General features: G+C 52.2%; 17 protein-coding genes. 1 reads left to right on the top strand and 16 read right to left on the bottom strand.

What is annotated here, in order from left to right; genetic code table 11:
- Positions 1-4 precede the first annotated feature (4 nt).
- The 5 genes from KNO58_RS09575 to KNO58_RS09595 form a co-directional block, all read right to left on the bottom strand.
- Entirely contained in the window at positions 5-1,357 is a 1,353-nt protein-coding gene (locus KNO58_RS09575) for a DnaD domain protein (protein WP_214753399.1), read from the bottom strand.
- 42 nt (positions 1,358-1,399) lie between these two features.
- Positions 1,400-1,867: a transcriptional regulator NrdR gene (nrdR, locus tag KNO58_RS09580; RefSeq protein WP_021065634.1), complete on the bottom strand. Its 468-nt coding sequence runs from the start codon at positions 1,865-1,867 to the stop codon at positions 1,400-1,402.
- A 12-nt stretch (positions 1,868-1,879) separates the two neighbouring features.
- Positions 1,880-2,251 carry a hypothetical protein gene (locus KNO58_RS09585; protein WP_214753401.1) on the bottom strand — a complete coding sequence of 124 codons (372 nt, stop codon included), beginning with the start codon at positions 2,249-2,251 and terminating at the stop codon, positions 1,880-1,882.
- Between the two features lie 111 nt (positions 2,252-2,362).
- Positions 2,363-2,749: an adenosylmethionine decarboxylase gene (gene speD, locus KNO58_RS09590; RefSeq protein ID WP_029595188.1), complete on the bottom strand. Its 387-nt coding sequence runs from the start codon at positions 2,747-2,749 to the stop codon at positions 2,363-2,365.
- A gap of 231 nt (positions 2,750-2,980) precedes the next feature.
- The gene (locus tag KNO58_RS09595) at positions 2,981-4,012 is read right to left on the bottom strand and encodes a glyceraldehyde-3-phosphate dehydrogenase (protein WP_214753403.1); all 1,032 of its coding nucleotides are present in this window, start codon (positions 4,010-4,012) and stop codon (positions 2,981-2,983) included.
- Between the two features lie 155 nt (positions 4,013-4,167).
- Between KNO58_RS09595 and KNO58_RS09600 the strand changes: the two genes are divergently transcribed.
- The gene (locus KNO58_RS09600; RefSeq protein ID WP_029595186.1) at positions 4,168-4,650 is read left to right on the top strand and encodes a site-2 protease family protein; all 483 of its coding nucleotides are present in this window, start codon (positions 4,168-4,170) and stop codon (positions 4,648-4,650) included.
- 17 nt (positions 4,651-4,667) lie between these two features.
- Here the strand turns inward: KNO58_RS09600 and coaE are convergent, their stop codons facing one another.
- From coaE to pfkA, 11 genes are all read right to left on the bottom strand, one after another.
- Positions 4,668-5,273 carry a dephospho-CoA kinase gene (gene coaE, locus KNO58_RS09605; RefSeq protein ID WP_214753405.1) on the bottom strand — a complete coding sequence of 202 codons (606 nt, stop codon included), beginning with the start codon at positions 5,271-5,273 and terminating at the stop codon, positions 4,668-4,670.
- 12 nt (positions 5,274-5,285) lie between these two features.
- The gene (mutM, locus tag KNO58_RS09610) at positions 5,286-6,110 is read right to left on the bottom strand and encodes a DNA-formamidopyrimidine glycosylase (RefSeq protein WP_029595184.1); all 825 of its coding nucleotides are present in this window, start codon (positions 6,108-6,110) and stop codon (positions 5,286-5,288) included.
- Between the two features lie 20 nt (positions 6,111-6,130).
- Positions 6,131-8,728, bottom strand: a complete 2,598-nt coding sequence (polA, locus tag KNO58_RS09615) for a DNA polymerase I (protein WP_214753407.1) — start codon at positions 8,726-8,728, stop codon at positions 6,131-6,133.
- A 207-nt stretch (positions 8,729-8,935) separates the two neighbouring features.
- Positions 8,936-10,663 (bottom strand): two-component system histidine kinase PnpS, encoded by a 1,728-nt coding sequence (pnpS, locus tag KNO58_RS09620; RefSeq protein ID WP_214753409.1) that lies wholly within the window; start codon positions 10,661-10,663, stop codon positions 8,936-8,938.
- The gene (locus KNO58_RS09625) at positions 10,660-11,364 is read right to left on the bottom strand and encodes a response regulator transcription factor (protein WP_214714578.1); all 705 of its coding nucleotides are present in this window, start codon (positions 11,362-11,364) and stop codon (positions 10,660-10,662) included. The genes pnpS and KNO58_RS09625 overlap by 4 nt, the downstream gene beginning before the upstream one ends.
- Positions 11,365-11,549: 185 nt before the next feature.
- The gene (gene mdh, locus KNO58_RS09630) at positions 11,550-12,485 is read right to left on the bottom strand and encodes a malate dehydrogenase (protein ID WP_021065625.1); all 936 of its coding nucleotides are present in this window, start codon (positions 12,483-12,485) and stop codon (positions 11,550-11,552) included.
- 30 nt (positions 12,486-12,515) lie between these two features.
- Positions 12,516-13,784, bottom strand: coding sequence for an NADP-dependent isocitrate dehydrogenase (icd, locus tag KNO58_RS09635; protein WP_214753508.1), 1,269 nt, complete (start codon positions 13,782-13,784; stop codon positions 12,516-12,518).
- Between the two features lie 118 nt (positions 13,785-13,902).
- Positions 13,903-15,015 carry a citrate synthase gene (gene citZ, locus KNO58_RS09640; protein WP_214753411.1) on the bottom strand — a complete coding sequence of 371 codons (1,113 nt, stop codon included), beginning with the start codon at positions 15,013-15,015 and terminating at the stop codon, positions 13,903-13,905.
- Positions 15,016-15,198: 183 nt separating this feature from the next.
- Positions 15,199-15,663, bottom strand: coding sequence for a DUF441 domain-containing protein (locus KNO58_RS09645; protein ID WP_021065622.1), 465 nt, complete (start codon positions 15,661-15,663; stop codon positions 15,199-15,201).
- 67 nt (positions 15,664-15,730) lie between these two features.
- Positions 15,731-17,473, bottom strand: a complete 1,743-nt coding sequence (gene pyk / locus KNO58_RS09650) for a pyruvate kinase (RefSeq protein WP_021065621.1) — start codon at positions 17,471-17,473, stop codon at positions 15,731-15,733.
- A 95-nt stretch (positions 17,474-17,568) separates the two neighbouring features.
- On the bottom strand, positions 17,569-18,537 hold the full coding sequence (pfkA, locus tag KNO58_RS09655; RefSeq protein ID WP_214753413.1) for a 6-phosphofructokinase: 969 nt from the start codon (positions 18,535-18,537) through the stop codon (positions 17,569-17,571).
- Between the last annotated feature and the right edge of the window lie 67 nt (positions 18,538-18,604).

Raw genomic sequence — 18,604 nt, forward strand, 5'->3', positions numbered from 1 at the left:
TCCCTCATCCTTTCTCTTTCAATTCATTCAACAGCTTGACGAGTTCCGCGTCGTCTGGGACCGATGCCTCGAGCTCTTGTTTTCGTTTTTGATCGTACGTCCGTTGCTCTTTCGCCTCGTTCTCGAGCCATTTCGGCATCTCGGTGTTGTCTTTGCGTCTCGAGCCGACGGTCGTCCGCTGTTGCACGTTCTCTCGTTTCTGCTGTTTCTTCTCGATGAGCGCGTCTTGTGTCGCTTCTTGCTCCAACGCGTCCTTGGCGTTCAAATAGCCCGCCGTCTTCCAACTCGTCGCAATCCGCATGACGTAGTTCTCACTGAGCCGTGTCTGCTTTTTCACTTCGATACAGTAATAGAACAACGCGTTGATGACACTAGGCGCGAGCCCGAGCGTATCGACGAGATCGATGATGAGTTGCTCGTCACTCTTCGACAACTGCGGCGTCTTCCGTAACGTCGACACGTACTGATGCGGATGCGCTTCTTCCATGACCGTCACGTCATGCAAATCACCAATTTCCGCCTTTTCGATTTCATCTGACTTTACTTTCCGATGCCGTGTCTGTTTCTTCTTCAACTGCAGCACCATCTGGCGGCAGCCGTCGCGCTTCTCTTGCTCGCTGAGCGGGAGATACGCCTCGTGGACGAAATACTCCTTCAACATCTCGGCCATCGTCTCTTCATCGATTTGGGAGACATAGGCGAGTTTCGTAATCGTCTCATCGAGCTTCTTCGTGAAGAAACCGACGGGGAAGTTCGTCAGTTTTTTGACGATTTCCATATCGAACGTATAGTTGATCTCGATTTTGGCGCGGTCGGGTTTCTCGTAGTTCTTTTGGGTGAACGCCATGTGATTCACACCTTTGACGTCGAACACTTCATTAAAGTCTTTCGTCACCTCGATAATCCCGGCCGGCAATGGATCGATCGTGAATCGTCCTTGCAACTGTTTGAAGCGGACTTCCCCGACTTTATAGAAGAGAAAACTCGACAACAGTCCGTCGTTCAAGAACGTATGGGGTGCGAGCGGGACACGCAGTTGATACACGTACTGGGTCAAGCGCTCGTCTTTCGTCTTATATGTCCGGACGAGACCAATCGCCTCGAGCCGGAACAGACAGTCCGTCAGCTCGTTAATCGAGTAGTCGAGCATCTCACAGAGCGCGCTGTGCGACATATAGTTCGATTTCATCTTTCCGGGTTTCAGCTCGCTCCAAAGCGTCTGATACATCGCGAGCGCCTTCACGCCGATGACCGGCTGATATAAGTGATACAACGACTGATACGACTCGCGATCGATGAGCCCGGTGCTCATAATCAACAGTTCGTCAGTCCCGTACAGGATTCGTTCTTTTTCCATGATAGGTCTCCCCTGAAAAAAGGCGACCAGCAGGCCGCCCCTCTAGTTGGTCGATTTTTCTTGCTTCATTAAATCTTCAAGTTCTTTAAAGAACACAGAGATATCTTTGAACTGGCGATAGACGGACGCGAAGCGGACGTAGGCCACTTCATCAACGCGTGCCAATTCATTCATCACGAGCTCACCGACTTGTTCACTCGGAATCTCCGATTGGCCAAGGGCCCGTAGCTGCTGTTCGACTTTCGTGACCACGCCTTCGAGTTGTTCCAACGTGACCGGACGTTTCTCGCACGCCCGAATAATGCCGCGAAGCACTTTCTCCCGGCTGAACTCTTCCCGATTCCCGTCTTTTTTGACGATGATGAGCGGGGTCTGTTCGACCGTTTCAAACGTGGTGAAGCGATAGCCGCACTCCTCGCATTCGCGACGGCGACGAATCGAATAGAAATCTTGTACTGGTCGGGAGTCGAGCACTCTCGTTCCATTATGATCGCATTTAGGACAACGCATGCTCAGCCCTCCTTATCGTTCGACAGATTGATTCCCGATGGCGCGGAGCGGGAATTTCACTTGCAGCGCCTCATAATATGTGGTGACGATTTGACCAAGGTCCGGCCCGAGCATCTGATCCCGGTTCAACGTGAAGTCGACAGCCGTACGTCCGCCATCCACTTGAATGACTGTCGCCAGCGCGTCCCAGCCGTTGCCGTTAAACGCCACTTCGCCCCGGTCTGTATCGACACGGCGAACCGTTTGTCCTTGTGCCTCAATTCGTTCGCGGAGCCACGTGAGCACGGCGGTCGGCGATGCTGCCACGTAACGTGTGCGCAGCGCCTCATTTTTATGCGAATCGTCCGTCTGGACATGTGTTTGAAACTTATCCAATAATCCCATTATCCACCTCGACACCTTATTTATATAGGTTAAGCATATCAAAATTAAGCGGTTAACAAAACAATTAAAAGGGCTGACCGAAATTCGGCCAGCCTCAAAAGGTCAATCTGATTATTTGCTGATTGCAACTTGCGCTTCCGGAACACGAATCGGTCCCATTCCGCGATCAAGTTTCACGTCCTCACGAACTTTTGCTTCCAAGCCTTCCGCGATGTACTGCGAAGCTGTGGCCGGATCGATTCGGTCCCCACATGTGAACACATCGACTGATGCGTAGCCATGCTCTGGGAAACTGTGAATCGTTAAGTGTGATTCTGAGATGATAACAACTCCACTTACACCGTGTGGCGCAAATTTGTGGAAAGCGACTTCGCGGACTTCAGCGCCCGAACGAAGTGCTGCATCGACGAACAAGCGCTCGATGTAGTCGATATCGTTCAATTTGTCGGGATTGCATTCCCAAAGTTCTGTAATAATGTGACGTCCCATAGTATCCATATTAGTGGATCCCCCTTTACATCAATGGTCTCAAAGTAGTTGATGTTCACTCACTTTGTGCCTGAATCGCCCACAACCACGGGGGCAAGTTAGTCCTAAGAGGTCCTAACCCTTTAAGTTGCGTTTGTCAGACCAATTGAAGTTCACGAGTTAGAGTGTATCGTGTTTGGGACGTCGATACAAGACATTTGTTTCAATTCATTAAAAATATTTTTGTGTAAATATATTTTTTCAAACGTGGGTTTCTTGTTGCCCGATTTGCAAGTAGCTCGCGACCATGTCCAATAGGTCAACAACACGGCACGAATAGCCCCACTCGTTATCGTACCAAGCAAGTACTTTAACATGGTTTCCACCGAGAACCATTGTCGAATCAGCATCGATAATCGACGAACGCTCATCACCGTTGAAGTCGATCGAGACGAGCGGTTCGTTCGAGACACCGAGGATGCCCGTCATCTCTCCGTGAGCGGCGCGCTCGAACGCCTCATTTACTTCATCGACCGTCACGTCCCGGCGCAACTCGACGACGAGGTCAACGAGCGAGACGTTCGGTGTCGGGACGCGAAGTGCCATCCCGTTCAACTTACCTTGCAATTCAGGCAAGACGAGTCCGATGGCTTTGGCAGCCCCGGTCGAAGTCGGTATAATGGAACTACCACAAGCACGGGCGCGCCGTAGGTCTTTATGCGGATTGTCGATATTGTTTTGATCATTCGTATAGGCATGCACGGTCGTGACGAGTCCCGTCTCGATTCCGAACGTCGAGTCCAATACTTTCACGACCGGGCCGAGACAGTTCGTCGTGCACGAGGCGTTCGAAATGACGTGATCGTGTTCCGGTAAATAGTCACGATCGTTGACCCCCATGACAATCGTCCGCAGCTCCCCTTTTCCTGGTGCCGTCAAAATAACTTTCTTCGCACCGGCCGTCAAATGTTTTTTCGCCCCGACATCTGAATTGAATTTACCGGTCGCCTCGATGACGATTTCAACCCCGAGCTCGTTCCACGGCAACCGCTCCGGATCACGCTCGGAGACGAGCATGATTCGCTTCCCATCAACTTCAAGCGCATCCCCATGCGCCCGGACCGTGAGTGTGAACGGTCCGTGGACCGTGTCGTGCTTAATCAAGTGGGCGAGCGTCTCCGCCGGATAACTCGCATTGATGGCGACCACGTCGTGACGCCCTTCAAGCATCAATTTTCGGAACACCATTCTCCCGATTCGACCAAATCCATTGATTGCAACTTTCGTCCCCATGTAAAGTCCCCCTTTTTTCTGCGTTACGACACCATTATAACGGAAAAATGGAAGCGTTTTCACTATGAATCGTCACATTTCTTTCACTTTTTTACAGTTTCAGATTTGAAAAAGAGGGAAATTTGGTGAAGAGCTTGGAAAGGAGCTAGGACAGCATGTTCGATTGGACCGATTTAGACAAATTTATCATCTCGTTTTTCATCATTTTGCCGATAGTGACGATTATCCATCAATTCGGCCATTTCTTCTTCGCGAAACTATTTGGGGGTTCGCTCGATATGGAGATTGGGACCGGTAAGAAATTATTCAAAGTCGGGCGCCTTCAATTCAACCGTGTCTACTTCTATGACGCGTGGTGTCAGTTCAGCGACTTGAAATATAGTAACCGCTTGACCAGGAGTCTCGTATACGCGGGCGGATCCATCTTCAACCTATCGAGCATCTTGATCGTGAACGCCTTCATCTTGATGCGTGAGATTGAACCGACGCTCTATACGTATCAATTCGCGTACTTCTCGTTTTATTACGTGTTCTTCTCGCTCTATCCGATTTATTATTCGAACGGTCATCCAAGTGACGGCCGAGCCATCTTCGACACATGGAAGAAAGGCCGACCGGACTCAGACCCATTGAACTGAACAAAAAAAGAAGGCGCTCAGTCGCCTTCTTTTTTCATGTCTTCAAATTGTTCGACGAGGCGGGCCACTTGGGCCGACAAATCGCCTAAGGCACCGTTGTTGTTGATTAAAAAATCAGCCTGTTGCTTCTTCTCTTCAATCGGCATCTGGGCATGGATGCGCGCGAGCGCTTCAGCTTTCGTCAAGCCGTTCCGCTCCATGAGGCGCATCAGCTGAATCTCCTCCCGACAATAGACGACGACCGTATAATCGACGAGGTCCCGCATCGTCCCTTCGAACAAGAGCGGGATGTCGAAGATGACGACCTTCTCGCCCGCCGCCTCATAGCCACGCATCTCCTCGAGCATCTCCTCGCGGATGGCCGGATGCATGAGTTGATTCAGCAAGTGACGTTTGGCATCATCATGGAAAATCTCACGCCCGAGCGCCTGACGGTTCAATGCGTCGCCCGAGAAGCATTGTGGGAACGCCTCACGAACGGCCGCGAACGCCTTGCCTCCCGGCTCGATGACGATCCGCGCCATTTTATCGGCATCGATAATCGGGATTCCTTGTTTTCGAAACAGACGGGATACGGTCGACTTCCCTGTCGCAATTCCACCTGTCAAACCAATCTTCAACATCGTGTCCACCTCTTACTGTTGGCAGTGCGGACAGTAGTGCGTGCCCCGTCCGCCCAATTTCATCTTTTCAATCGGTCGGCCGCATCGTTTACACGGCTCACCGGTCTGACCATATACGTAGAGCGTCTCTTGATACGTTCCGCTCGCCCCATCCGGATTCGTGTAGCTTCGGATTGTGCTCCCGCCGCGCTCAATCGCTTCAGTCAACACGGCCACAGCTTCTTGATGCACCAAGCGCACCTCGTCAAGCGAGAGCGAGGCCGCCGGGCGCGTCGGATGGACCCCGGCCCGGAACAACGTCTCATCGACGTAAATGTTGCCGAGACCGACGAAAATCGACTGGTCGAGGAGTGCCGTCTTGATGGCACGGACATTCATCCGCTTCAAGCGGGTGTGGAGCGTCTCCGCCGTCACTCCCGAATCGAACGGTTCAAGTGCGAGTAGCGACAGCGGCGGTGTCACATACAACTCGTCATTCGTCTTCAGTTCCATCGTGCCGAACTTTCTGACATCGTTGTAATGAAGCGTCGTCCCGTCCGTGAACGTGAAGACGACGTGCGTATGTTTGACCGGATTGACCATTTCGTCATGTGGGAAGAATTTCCCTTCCATTCGGAGATGCGAAACGAGATATCCGTTCGTCAATTTGAACAAAATAAATTTCCCCCGTCGCTCGACGTCTTGTATCGTCTCGTCGAGCAACTGTTGTTTCCAAATCTCCGGTTCGTGTCCCCGAATGATTTTCGCGTCGAGCACTTCGACATTTGCAATCGTTTTTCCGGAGACGAACGGTCGCAATCGGCGACAGACCGTCTCCACTTCTGGTAATTCAGGCATATTGATTTCCTTTCTCGCTCTTATTTCGTGTCGAACCACGTCTCACCAAACGAACCGTCCGCGCGGAGCGGGACATCCAAGGTGATTGTGTGCTCCATCGCTTGCTTGACGATTTTTTCGAGCGCTTCCGTCTCTGCTTTCGGTCCTTCGAAGATGAGTTCATCGTGGACTTGAAGCAATAATTTCGAGCGTAAGCCCGATTCGCGGAGCGCCACATCGACGTCAATCATCGCTTTCTTGATAATATCGGCTGCCGTCCCTTGAATCGGCGTATTGATGGCCGTCCGTTCGGCGAAACCGCGCAAGTTGAAGTTGCGGGAATGGATGTCCGGGATATTGCGGCGGCGTTTCAACATCGTCTCGACGTAGCCGTGTTCCCGGGCCCGTTCGATGGCGGCATCCATGAATCGTTTCACTCCTGGGAACTGCTCGAAGTACGTATCGATGAACGTCTGCGCTTCTTTTCGGCTAATGCCGAGGTTTTGCGACAGCCCGTAATCACTAATGCCATAGATGATTCCGAAGTTGACCGCTTTCGCTTGGCGTCGCATGAGCGACGTCACTTCTTCTTTGGCGACCCGGAACACGTTGGCTGCCGTCGACGTATGGATATCCTCGTCATGCAGGAACGCCTCGAGCATCTTTTCATCCTGCGACATGTGGGCCATGATGCGGAGTTCGATTTGTGAGTAGTCGACCGCATAGAGCACCCAATCGGATTCGCTCGCCGTGAACGCCTTACGAATCCGGCGCCCTTCTTCCAAGCGAATCGGGATGTTTTGCAAGTTCGGGTTGACCGACGATAATCGTCCCGTCTGCGTCAACGTCTGCGTGTAACGGGTATGGATTTTCCCGTCGTCCTTGATGACTTTCTGTAACCCCTCGACGTACGTCGACTGCAACTTCCCAAGTTCGCGGTAATGCATGATATGTTCGACGATCGGGTGGAGTGGTGCAAGCTTCTCAAGCACGTCCGCCGCCGTCGAGTACCCCGTCTTTGTCTTCTTGACCGGCGGCAACGCCAGCTTCTCGAACAAGATGACGCCGAGTTGCTTCGGTGAATTGATATTGAACGCTTCACCGGCGAGGCTGTGAATTTCGGTCTCGAGCTGAAGCAGGCGTTCGCGAAGATCGTCTTCCATCACCTTCAACGTCGCCACATCGACATGAATCCCGGCCCACTCCATCTCAGCGAGCACCGAGGCGAGCGGTCGTTCCAAATCCTCATACAGCGATGTCTGCTCGTTTTTGACGAGTTCGTTACTGACGTTGACGAACAACGTCAAGATGGCCATCACCTTCTCCCCGAGGTGCTGGTCGAGGACGTCTTGATCCGGCACGTGCAGTTTGGCACCTTTTCCGTATACGGCCTCGTCTTCCGGCAACGCGTATTCGAAATGGGCGGCAATCGAGTCGAGCGTCGTCCCGCCCGATAAGTTGAGCAAATAGCCGGCGACGAGCAAGTCCTCGTAGCCTCGAAGCGACACGCCGTGGCGCTTCAGTTGAATGATTGTCTGTTTCGCATCGAGACAAATCGTGGCCCGGTCTTCATCCGCCAGCCACTCGCGGACAGTCGAGACGTCTAAGAGCGACACGTCGCCGACGGTCACTCCGGCTTTTGAAGCGATGGCTACGCCGATGACCGGTTCTTCGAAATAATCGTCGCGAAGTTGTTCGAGGAAGAGGACCGCCTCTGTCAAATCTTGCTCGTCAATCCCGATGTGGTTCACGTCACGCACTTCCACGGCTTCCTCGCTCGACGCGTCGAGACTCAGTTTCCCGAGAAGCGACTTGAACTGCAGGCTCATGAACAGCGGCTTCACTCTTCCAGCGTCATACGGATGGAACGTGAGCTCGTCCATGGTGACGTCAATCGGCACGTCGGTATAAATCGTCGCCAATTGTTTCGACATGAGCGCTTCTCGCTCGTTCGCCTCGACTTTCTCTTTTTGTTTCCCTTTTAGTTCGTGCGTATGTTCATACAGGCCTTCTACGGAACCGTAGGCCGTGAGCAATTTGAGGGCCGTCTTCTCACCGACACCGGGGATGCCCGGGATGTTATCGGATTTATCGCCCATCAGCCCCTTCAAATCAATCATTTGAAGCGGGCTCAGTCCCTCATACCGCTCGTGGAATGCCGCCGCGTCCATCGCCTCGACGTCGGTGATACCGCGCTTCGTCAAATAGACGGTGACACGGTCGTCAATCAACTGCAGTAAATCCTTATCACCGGTGACGACCGTCACTTGGTCGAACGCGGTATTTTTTGAAAGCGTCCCGATGATGTCATCGGCCTCGTACTGGTCGAGCTCAAGCACTTTGATGCCGAACGCCTCGCAAATCTCACGGACGATCGGGAATTGCTCGCGAAGCTCACCCGGTGTTTTTTGCCGTCCGCCTTTATAGTCGGCATACGTGTCGTGGCGGAACGTCTTTTTCGACGCATCGAACGCGACCGCGAAATGTGTCGGCTGTTCGTCTTCCATCAGCTTCAATAACATCATCGTGAACCCGTACACGGCGTTCGTGTTCCGACCGCTCGCATCCGTCATCGGAGGCAACGCGAAAAAGGCACGATACGTGAGTGAGTTTCCGTCAAGGAGTAGTAGTTTATTCATTGGACAACCTCCATTCTATCTGGTTCCATCATATCATACGGGTACATGCGTTCGAAAAAAAAGACCCTTTTCTAGAAACTAGAAAAGGGTCAATCTTCCCGATCGAGTGGAGATGAGCACCAATCGGGACACGAGATGATGAAGAGGTCTCATCCATAGAGTAGCATCGCTTTGTAAAGCCGGTATGAATTCGCCATGAATTCCTTGTTAAGCACTCGGGAATTTGATGGTGAACGTCGTCCCTTCACCTTCGACGCTGTCGACTTGAATCGTCGCGTGATGGAGATCGACAATATGCTTGACGATGGCGAGGCCGAGTCCGGTCCCACCGGAATTTCGGCTCCGCGCCTTATCGACCCGGTAGAACCGTTCAAAGATTCGGCCCACTTCTTTCGGCGCGATGCCGATGCCATTGTCTTTGACGATCAAATAAGAGCCGTCCGGTCTCTTCTCGACCGCAATCTCGACTTGGCTGCCTTCCGGCGAGTAGTTGATCGCATTGGCGACGAGATTCAAGATGACTTGTTTGATTCGGTTCATGTCCGCCTGTAAGACGACTTCCCCATCGTGGCGCGATTCCAAATGAATCGATTTCTGTTCTGCTTTTTGACTGAGCACGAGGCAGACTTCCTCGACGAGCTGATTGAGCTGGACCGGGGTGAACTCCAAATGGAAATCCTCCCGTTCGAGCCGCGACAGTTCGAGCAAGTCCTCGACGAGCATCTGCATGCGCGTCGCTTCTTTTTGAATGATATCCAAGAATTGATCGCGCAGTTCCGGTACTTCTTTCGCCCCGTCGAGCAGCGTCTCGCTGAAGCCGCGAATCGATGTGAGTGGTGTCTTCAACTCATGGCTGACGTTCGCGACGAAATCTTTGCGCATCTTCTCGAGACGCTTTAACTCGGTGATGTCGTTAAAGAGAAGCGTCGTCCCGCGCAACATGCCTGTATCACTGAAAATCGGCGCGGCCGACACCATATACGTCTTTTGATTGAAACCGGATCGGATTGACAGTTGTCGGCGGTGCGGCTCCTCTGTCAAATAAACGTCTTCAATCAACGTCTCGACGTCCGGGCTCGGCAAGATGCCGTGATAAAACTGGCCGATCATCAATTCATCATATTGGAACATGTCGCGATACGAGCGGTTGACGAGTGTCACGATGCCACGTTCGTCGACCAAGAGCAACCCTGCCCCCATATACTCGATGAGCGACTCTAGCCTTGCCCGTTGAACCGATTCGCCGAGTGAGATCGTCTCTAAATTGCGGGCGAGCACGTTAATCGATCCGGCCAGACTGCCTGTCTCTTCATCGTTTCGCAACTCATAGACGCGGGCCCGATAGTTCCCGTCCGCCAGTTCCCGCAAGACGATGGTCGCCTCGTCGATCGGTCGGATGAATTGGTTCGTCAGGTTGTGTAAAACAAAAAGGATTAAGAAGAACGAGAAAATCAAGGCCAAGGCGATGGTCAGCCAAATTCGGTCATATACCCCTTCCAAATCGGAGACGTAACGGATAAAGCTCAAGTACACCGTGTCACCGGATGACAGTTCGATTGGCTTCGTGAACTGAATCAAGTCATCCCGTGTCTCGTTTCCGAACGTCCCACCTTCCGGAATCGACGCGGCATCCATCCGGAAATCAAATGAGCCGACCCGAAACGGCGTCCCAGCGATGACTTCCATCCGACGATTGAGGAGCAAGATATCGAAACTGCTCTCATCATCGATTTGGCCGACGTAGTCTTGGATGTCCGCAAGGTCGCCTCCATCTAAATAGAGCGCAGCCAACTCAGCGTCTTCTTTCAACCGGTCGCGTTCAGAATCCAAATAAAAGTCTTTGAACAATTGACCGAGCACGATTCCGAGGGTCAATAAGACGCCCGTCACGAGCAGGATGAGCGTCGTCAAAAACCGCGAGCGGTACGTCTTCATTCGGCCATCGGCTCTTCCATCTTATAACCGAGGCCGCGAATCGTCTTGATATAGGTCGGTTTTTTCGTCACCGGCTCAATCTTCTCCCGGAGGTGGCTGATGTGGACGTCCACGATACGCGTATCTCCGACGAAGTCGTAATTCCAAATCGCCGACAAGAGCTGGTCGCGCGTCAAGACGCGTCCTTTGTTCTTGGCCAGGTAGGCCAACAGTTCGAACTCCTTCGGTGTCAATTCGAGGCGTTCGCCGTTCTTGAACACTTCATAGTTCGACGCGATGATTTTCACGTCGCCAATCTCGATGACGTCCGTGTCCGTCGCCGGCGCTTCTTGTGGGGCCGAACGGCGCAGGATGGCTTTGACCCGGGCTACGACTTCCCGTGGGCTGAACGGCTTCGTCAAATAGTCATCGGCACCGAGTTCGAGGCCGAGCACTTTATCGAACTCATCGTCTTTCGCCGTCAACATGAGAATCGGCGTGTTCACTTTTTGTTGGCGGAGCCGTTTGCAAACTTCGAGCCCGTCCATCTCAGGCAACATCAAGTCGAGGACGATCAAAACGGCATCTTGCTTCTCGGCCAGCTCAAGTCCGGTCTTCCCGTCGTGCGCCGTCTCGACCTCGAATCCGGCCTGCTCTAAATTAAACTTCAATAACGTCGCAATCGACACCTCGTCATCGACAACAATTACTTTATCAGCCACGCTTAGTTCCTCCTCTAATCTATCTGTTCAGTCATGTACACTACCTATTTTACAAATCAATGCCACGTACGACCAACCTCAAAGCAAATCTTTACAAAAACAAAACAAATCCACGTTCTGCTTTTAGTGTAGCATGCGCCACGCATACAAAAAACCTCGTCTGCCAAAGCAGACGAGGTAAGCCCTCAATTGAGGACGTTCAAGACGGAGCGGACCGAATCGGCTGAGCGTTGTAGCGCCGCCGTTTCGGCTTCCGTCAATTCAAGTTCGAGCACACGTTCAATCCCGTTCGCACCAAGAATCGTCGGGACACCGAGATACAAGTCGTGGAACCCGTATTCGCCGTCGAGATACGCGATGGCCGGTAAAATCCGCCGTTGATCTTTGAGGATCGCTTCGACCATCTCGACGATGGCCGCAGCCGGCGCATAATAGGCCGATCCGTTCCCGAGTAGCTGAACGATCTCACCGCCACCTTTACGGGTCCGATTGACGATCGCTTCGATGCGGTCGGTCGGCAATAATTTCTCGAGCGGGATTCCTCCCGCGTACGAATAGCGGATGAGCGGGACCATGTCATCCCCGTGCCCGCCGAGCACGAATCCAGAGACGTCCTTCACAGAGATATTCAACTCCGCAGCGACGAACGTCCGGAACCGGGCCGTATCGAGTACACCGGATTGACCGATGACACGCTCTTTCGGGAAACCCGACTCTTTGAAGGCGGCGTACGTCATCGCGTCGACCGGGTTCGTCAAGACGATGATAATCGCATCCGGTGAGTAACGGGCCACTTCTTTCGTGACCGCCCGCATCACTTTGGCGTTCGTCGAGACAAGGTCGTCCCGGCTCATACCTGGCTTGCGTGCGATTCCGGCTGTGATGACGACGATATCCGAGTCCGCCGTTTCCGCATAGTCCGACGTCCCTGTAATCCACGAGTCAAACCCTTGAATCGGCGCCGTCTCTTGCATATCGAGCGCTTTTCCTTTCGTCGGGTTCTCGTTCTCTTTGATATCGAGCAGCACGACGTTACCGAGTTCTTTTTGAGCCAAATACAGTGCCGTCGTGGCCCCCGTGAATCCGCTACCGATAACCGAGATCTTATTGCGACGAATCATTGTGCTCTCCCCCTTGGTTTAGCTGATGTCTTACATGTTTTTGATTAATTCATCCGCAAACTCTGAACACTTCACTTCTGTCGCGCCGTCCATGAGACGAGCGAAATCGTATGTGACGACTTTCGAGGCGATTGTCTTCTCCATCGAGTTGATGATGAGGTCAGCCGCTTCGTTCCAGTTCATATGACGAAGCATCATTTCACCTGACAAGATGACCGATGACGGGTTGACCTTATCGAGGCCGGCATACTTCGGTGCCGTACCGTGTGTCGCTTCGAAGATGGCATGGCCCGTCACGTAGTTGATGTTCGCTCCAGGTGCGATCCCGATTCCACCGACTTGGGCAGCGAGCGCATCCGAGATGTAGTCGCCGTTCAAGTTCATCGTTGCCACGACATCGAACTCACGCGGACGTGTCAAAATCTGTTGCAAGAAGATATCAGCGATTGAATCTTTTACGATGATTTTGCCTTCTGCTTCAGCTTTCGATTGCGCTTCGTTCGCAGCCGCTTCACCTGACTCTTCTTTGATGCGGTCATACTGTGCCCATGTGAAGACTTTGTCGCCGTACTCTTCTTCTGCGAGCTCATAGCCCCAGTTTTTGAAGGCGCCTTCTGTGAACTTCATGATGTTCCCTTTGTGGACGAGCGTGAGCGATTTACGGTTGTTCGCAATGGCGTACTCGAGAGCCGCACGAACAAGGCGTTTCGTTCCTTCAGACGAGATTGGCTTGATCCCGATTCCAGACGTTTCTGGGAAACGGATTTTGTTGACGTTCATCTCTTCTTTCAAGAATGAGATCAACTTCTTCACTTCGTCGCTACCTGACGCGTATTCGATTCCTACGTAGATATCTTCTGTGTTCTCACGGAAGATGACCATGTCTGTATCCTCTGGGCGTTTGACCGGTGAAGGGACGCCTGTGAAGTAACGGACCGGGCGCAAGCACGTGTACAAGTCAAGTTCTTGACGGAGTGCTACGTTGAGTGAACGGATACCGCCGCCGACTGGTGTCGTCAATGGACCTTTGATGGCAATCAAATATTCACGGATTTCATCGAGTGTCTCGTTTGGAAGCCATTCGCCTTTTTGGTTGTAGGCTTTCTCCCCAGCGTACACTTCCATCCATTCGATTTTCTTCTCGCCGCCGTATGCTTTTTCGACAGCCGCATCAAAGACACGCACGGAAGCGTTCCAAATATCTGGTCCTGTGCCGTCGCCGATGATAAATGGAATCGTCGGTACGTTCGGTACGTTTAATACACCGTTTTCAACTGTAATCTTTTCGTTTTGTGTCAACATAATGAATCCCCCTAAGTACATTTATGTAGGCCGACGCGAGCGCCGACCTACGTCAATTGTTAGTTTACCAAAGTTTATGTCTAAATTGTGACTCGAACTTCTCGTCCGGCGTCAATTAACGCTCGTTCACCGGGACGTATGACCGGTTCGTCTCGCCGATGTATTCAGCGCGAGGACGGATCAAACGGTTATCCGCATACTGCTCGAGGATGTGGGCAATCCAGCCCGACATGCGTGAGACCGCAAAGATGGGCGTGAACAACTCTTCGTCGAGGCCGAGTGCATAATACGTTGATGCCGAATAGAAATCGACGTTCGGTTTCAAGCCTTTTTCCGTCTCGACGAGATGGTCGATTTTCTCAGACATCTCGTACCATTCCGGTTCGCCGATTTGGGCCGTCAATTGGCGGCTCATCTCTTTCAAGTGTTTCGCGCGCGGGTCGCCGTCCTTATAGACACGGTGGCCGAAGCCCATGATTTTCTCACGGCGTTCGAACTTGCCGCGGACGTAGTCTTCGACTTTGTCGACCGAGCCGATTTCGTGAAGCATTTTCATGACCGCCTCGTTCGCACCGCCGTGGAGCGGGCCTTTAAGGGCGCCCATCGCCGCCGTCACACCAGAATAAATATCCGACAATGTGGCGACGCAGACGCGGGCCGTGAACGTCGAAGCGTTCAATTCATGGTCGGCATGAAGGATGAGTGCCTTGTCAATCGTCTTCTCGGCGACCTCGCTCGGCTCTTCTCCGTTCAACATGTACAAGAAGTTGCCCGCATAAGACAAGCCCTGTTTTGGTGCAACCGGTTGTTCGCCTTTACGAAGACGAGCGAATGCCGTCACGATCGTGGCGATTTGCGCTTGGAGACGAATCGCTTTGCGCATGTTCGCTTCCGGACTCATATCTTCAGACTCTTCATCATAAAGCGCGAGCTGTGAAAGTGCAGTCCGAATCGTCGCCATCGCATTGGCCGATTTCGGCGCCCGCTCGAGCGTCGCGATGACGTCTTCTGGCAATTTGGCTTCTTTCACGAGCGCTGCTGAGAGCTCAGTTAATTCATCTGCTTTCGGAAGGCGGTCGTTCCACAATAGGAAAACAACCTCTTCGAATGTGGCATGGTCTGCCAAATCATCAATCGTGTATCCTCCGTAAGTCAATTGTCCGTCGATAATCGAACTGACTTTTGAGGCCGCTGCCACAATTCCTTCTAAACCTTTTGTCGTTGACATCAATAACTCCCCCTCAGTCTTTAAAAGTGATCGACCGCATATACAGTCTGTGTGTAGGGAATAAGGGCGAGGAGTCGAAGACTCTCCCCAATCCGTTTCGAGCTCGCTCCGCCCTGTCCTTTATCTAGTATAAACAATTTACTGAAAAAAAGAAATGTAAGCGTATCCAGCCGTCAAAAAATGTCAGAACCATTTTTGTAACAGGCTAAATCCACCTAAAATCAAGGCGGCGATGCCGGCACCGACGAGCGGTCCGACCGGTACACCTTTCATGAAACCGACGGCCAGGATGGTTCCAGCGAGCAATGCCGTCGTGACGACGGGATCGACCCGCATCAGTTGGACGCCTTGGCCGGCAGCGAGCGCGACGAAGATTCCAGAGGCGAACGCGATGATGCCGACTGGACCTTTAATACTATTCCACAATTCCCGGAATCCAATGTCGCCGGTCGCAATCGGCACCAGGACGGCAATCGTAATAATCGTTACGCCCCAATGGATTCCTTTTGACGCGAGCGTCGGGAACAGTTGGTCACCGAATCCTACCGCTTTAATAATCAAGAGGACGCTGCTGGCGATGATGACCGACTGGTTATGGGAGATAACCCCAATCAATACGAGCAACAGCAAGAATAAATAGGCACTCATGACACACTCTCTTTCTGAATGGAAAAAGAACCGACCTCATAAAAAGGTCGGTTCGATTGGCATTCGATTACGCGTTGTAGATTTTACCAGTAAGTGGGTCGATTGAAATCATCTGTCCATCGCGGAACGTTGATGTCGCTGATTCGACACCGACGATAACCGGCTTGCGGAGTGATGGTCCAACGATACCGGCATGGCTCGTCAATCCACCGTCTTCTGTGATGATTCCAGCCGCTTTTTCAATTGCTGGCATCATTTCTTTATCTGTGAATGGTGCGACGAGGATCATGCCCTCTTTCGCTTTCGCATTCGCTTCGTCTGCATTGTTCGCAACGACGACTTCACCGACGAGACCACGCTCACCGATGCCGCGTCCGTTTGCGAGGGCGTGACCGACGATATGAACTTTCATCATGTTCGTCGTACCCGCAGTCGCAGCCGGGATACCAGCCGAGATGACGACGAGGTCACCGTCTGTGACGAATCCAGCGTGACGAGCTGCTTCTGAAGCTTGTACCAACATCTCATCCGTGTTGTTCGGCATCGTGTCAGCCACGATCGGGTACACGCCCCAAACGAGGTTCAATTGACGCGCCACACGCTCTGACTCTGTGACCGCGATGATGTTCGCCTCTGGGCGATACTTCGCTGTACGAGCAGCCGTGTAACCTGATTGTGTCGGTGTCAAGATTGCTTTCGCGTTCAAGTTGATTGCCGTGTGGGCAACCGCTTGTGAGATCGCATCCGTTACCGTATGCTCACTGCGCTTCTGACGATCTTTGAGCAAGTTTTTATAGTCGAGCATTTGCTCAGTACGAACAGCGATCGCTGCTTGCATTTGAACTGACTCGATTGGGTAGTCCCCTGCTGCCGTCTCACCAGAAAGCATGACCGCATCCGTACCATCGAGGATGGCGTTGGCAACGTCAGATGCTTCCGCACGTGTTGGACGCGGGTTGCGTTGCATTGAGTCAAGCATCTGTGTAGCTGTGATGACCGGTTTCCCGAGGTCGTTACACTTCTTGATTAATTCTTTTTGGACTGGTGTGACTTCTTCAGTTGGAATCTCGATCCCGAGGTCACCACGAGCGACCATCAAACCGTCTGAAATCGCCAAGATTTCGTCGATGTTGTCGACACCTTCTTGGTTCTCGATTTTCGGATAGATTTTGATGTGTGACGCGTTGTTGCGCTCGAGAAGTTGACGAATCTCAACGACGTCAGACGCACGGCGGACGAATGATGCCGCGATGACATCGATGTCTTGTGAGATACCGAACTCGATGTCGGCGATGTCTTTGTCTGTAAGGGCAGGAAGGTTCACTTTGACGTTAGGCAAGTTGACACCTTTCTTCGTCTTGATGACGCCTTCGTTTTCGATGACGCAACGAAGGTCACGGTTCGGGAGCTTCTCAACGACAAGGAGACCGATAAGTCCGTCGTCGAGCATGATGCGTGAACCGACTTCAACGTCTTCGTACAAGCCTTCGTACGTGACTGAGAAGCGATCTTTCGTTCCGACGATTTCTTCTGTCGAGACGATGATGACTTCTTTGCCTTTTTCGAGGAGTGCTTTTCCTTCTTCAAACGTATGTGTACGGATTTCAGGACCTTTCGTGTCAAGAAGAACCGTCACAACTTTACCGGCAGCTTTTGATGCTTCACGGATGTCGCGGATACGTGCTCCGTGCTCTTCATAGTCACCGTGTGAGAAGTTGAGACGAGCGACGTTCATTCCGGCTTCAATCATTTCCGGAAGACGTTTCTCTGAAGCTGGTCCAATCGTACATACAATTTTCGTTCTACGCATAAATAAAAACCTCCTAGGGGATGTATTGCATTTACACACAGAAAACGGGGGGTCGACCGACCTGATCCCGTCTCTGTGGAATTCACTGCTACTCGTTAAATCGAAAGTTGGTTCGAAAGATCAATCAACTGCATATCGATCGTATGTTTGTTATGATCGAGCGCTTCATCGATATCTAGATCCATCATCTTACCGCCACGAATACCGACGACACGTCCGGCTTTGCCTTCGAGTAAAATCTCTACGGCATATGCACCCATGCGGCTCGCAAGCACACGGTCAGCAGCAGTAGGGGAACCGCCACGTTGGATATGTCCAAGAATCGTCACACGCGTCTCTGAGTTTGTCTTCTCAGCGATCATTTTTCCGATTTCTTCGGCACTGCCTGCGCCTTCGGCAACAACGACGATCGAGTGTTTTTTACCGCGCGCCACACCATGATTGATGCGGTCGACGATGGCACTCAAATCTTCTGGACGTTCCGGGACGAGAATTGACTCGGCACCACCGGCAAGACCGGCATAAAGTGCGATGTCACCTGCATCACGGCCCATCACTTCGATGACGTACGTCCGTTCATGCGACGACGCCGTGTCACGGATTTTATCAATCGCGTCAAGCGCCGTATTGAGCGCCGTATCGAATCCGATTGTCGCGTCCGTTCCTGGGATATCGTTGTCGATTGTTCCTGGAAGCCCGATTGTCGGGAATCCAAGCTCCGTCAACTTTTGGGCGCCACGGTAAGAACCGTCGCCCCCGACGACTACGAGCGCGTCGATATTAAATTTCTTCAACTGTTCGACCGCTTTGGCACGGCCCTCTTCGGTTCTAAACTCAGGGCAACGGGCAGAACGTAAGAATGTTCCTCCGCGTTGGATGATATCGCCGACAGAACCGAGGTTCAATTCAACGAGATCTCCTTCGATTAGACCTTGATAGCCGTTATACACACCGTACACTTCTAGACCTTCGAAAATCGCTTTTCGGGTCACGGCACGGACTGCAGCGTTCATACCGGGGGCGTCTCCCCCACTTGTCAATACCGCAATACGTTTTAAATTCACGTCACTCACCTCTTATGTGTTTTAACGAAATCTGAAAATAAAATACCATGTCTGACCTTTGTTTTAC

This window comes from Exiguobacterium sp. J17977, from assembly GCF_018616375.1.
Lineage (GTDB): Bacteria > Bacillota > Bacilli > Exiguobacteriales > Exiguobacteriaceae > Exiguobacterium > Exiguobacterium mexicanum.

Bases quoted from the DNA above. Each gene is read 5' to 3' on its own strand.
- KNO58_RS09575 (WP_214753399.1), bottom strand. From the start codon at position 1,357: ATGGAAAAAGAACGAATCCTGTACGGGACTGACGAACTGTTGATTATG.
- nrdR (WP_021065634.1), bottom strand. From the start codon at position 1,867: ATGCGTTGTCCTAAATGCGATCATAATGGAACGAGAGTGCTCGACTCC.
- KNO58_RS09585 (WP_214753401.1), bottom strand. From the start codon at position 2,251: ATGGGATTATTGGATAAGTTTCAAACACATGTCCAGACGGACGATTCG.
- speD (WP_029595188.1), bottom strand. From the start codon at position 2,749: ATGGATACTATGGGACGTCACATTATTACAGAACTTTGGGAATGCAAT.
- KNO58_RS09595 (WP_214753403.1), bottom strand. From the start codon at position 4,012: ATGGGGACGAAAGTTGCAATCAATGGATTTGGTCGAATCGGGAGAATG.
- KNO58_RS09600 (WP_029595186.1), top strand. From the start codon at position 4,168: ATGTTCGATTGGACCGATTTAGACAAATTTATCATCTCGTTTTTCATC.
- coaE (WP_214753405.1), bottom strand. From the start codon at position 5,273: ATGTTGAAGATTGGTTTGACAGGTGGAATTGCGACAGGGAAGTCGACC.
- mutM (WP_029595184.1), bottom strand. From the start codon at position 6,110: ATGCCTGAATTACCAGAAGTGGAGACGGTCTGTCGCCGATTGCGACCG.
- polA (WP_214753407.1), bottom strand. From the start codon at position 8,728: ATGAATAAACTACTACTCCTTGACGGAAACTCACTCACGTATCGTGCC.
- pnpS (WP_214753409.1), bottom strand. From the start codon at position 10,663: ATGAAGACGTACCGCTCGCGGTTTTTGACGACGCTCATCCTGCTCGTG.
- mdh (WP_021065625.1), bottom strand. From the start codon at position 12,485: ATGATTCGTCGCAATAAGATCTCGGTTATCGGTAGCGGATTCACGGGG.
- citZ (WP_214753411.1), bottom strand. From the start codon at position 15,015: ATGTCAACGACAAAAGGTTTAGAAGGAATTGTGGCAGCGGCCTCAAAA.
- KNO58_RS09645 (WP_021065622.1), bottom strand. From the start codon at position 15,663: ATGAGTGCCTATTTATTCTTGCTGTTGCTCGTATTGATTGGGGTTATC.
- pyk (WP_021065621.1), bottom strand. From the start codon at position 17,473: ATGCGTAGAACGAAAATTGTATGTACGATTGGACCAGCTTCAGAGAAA.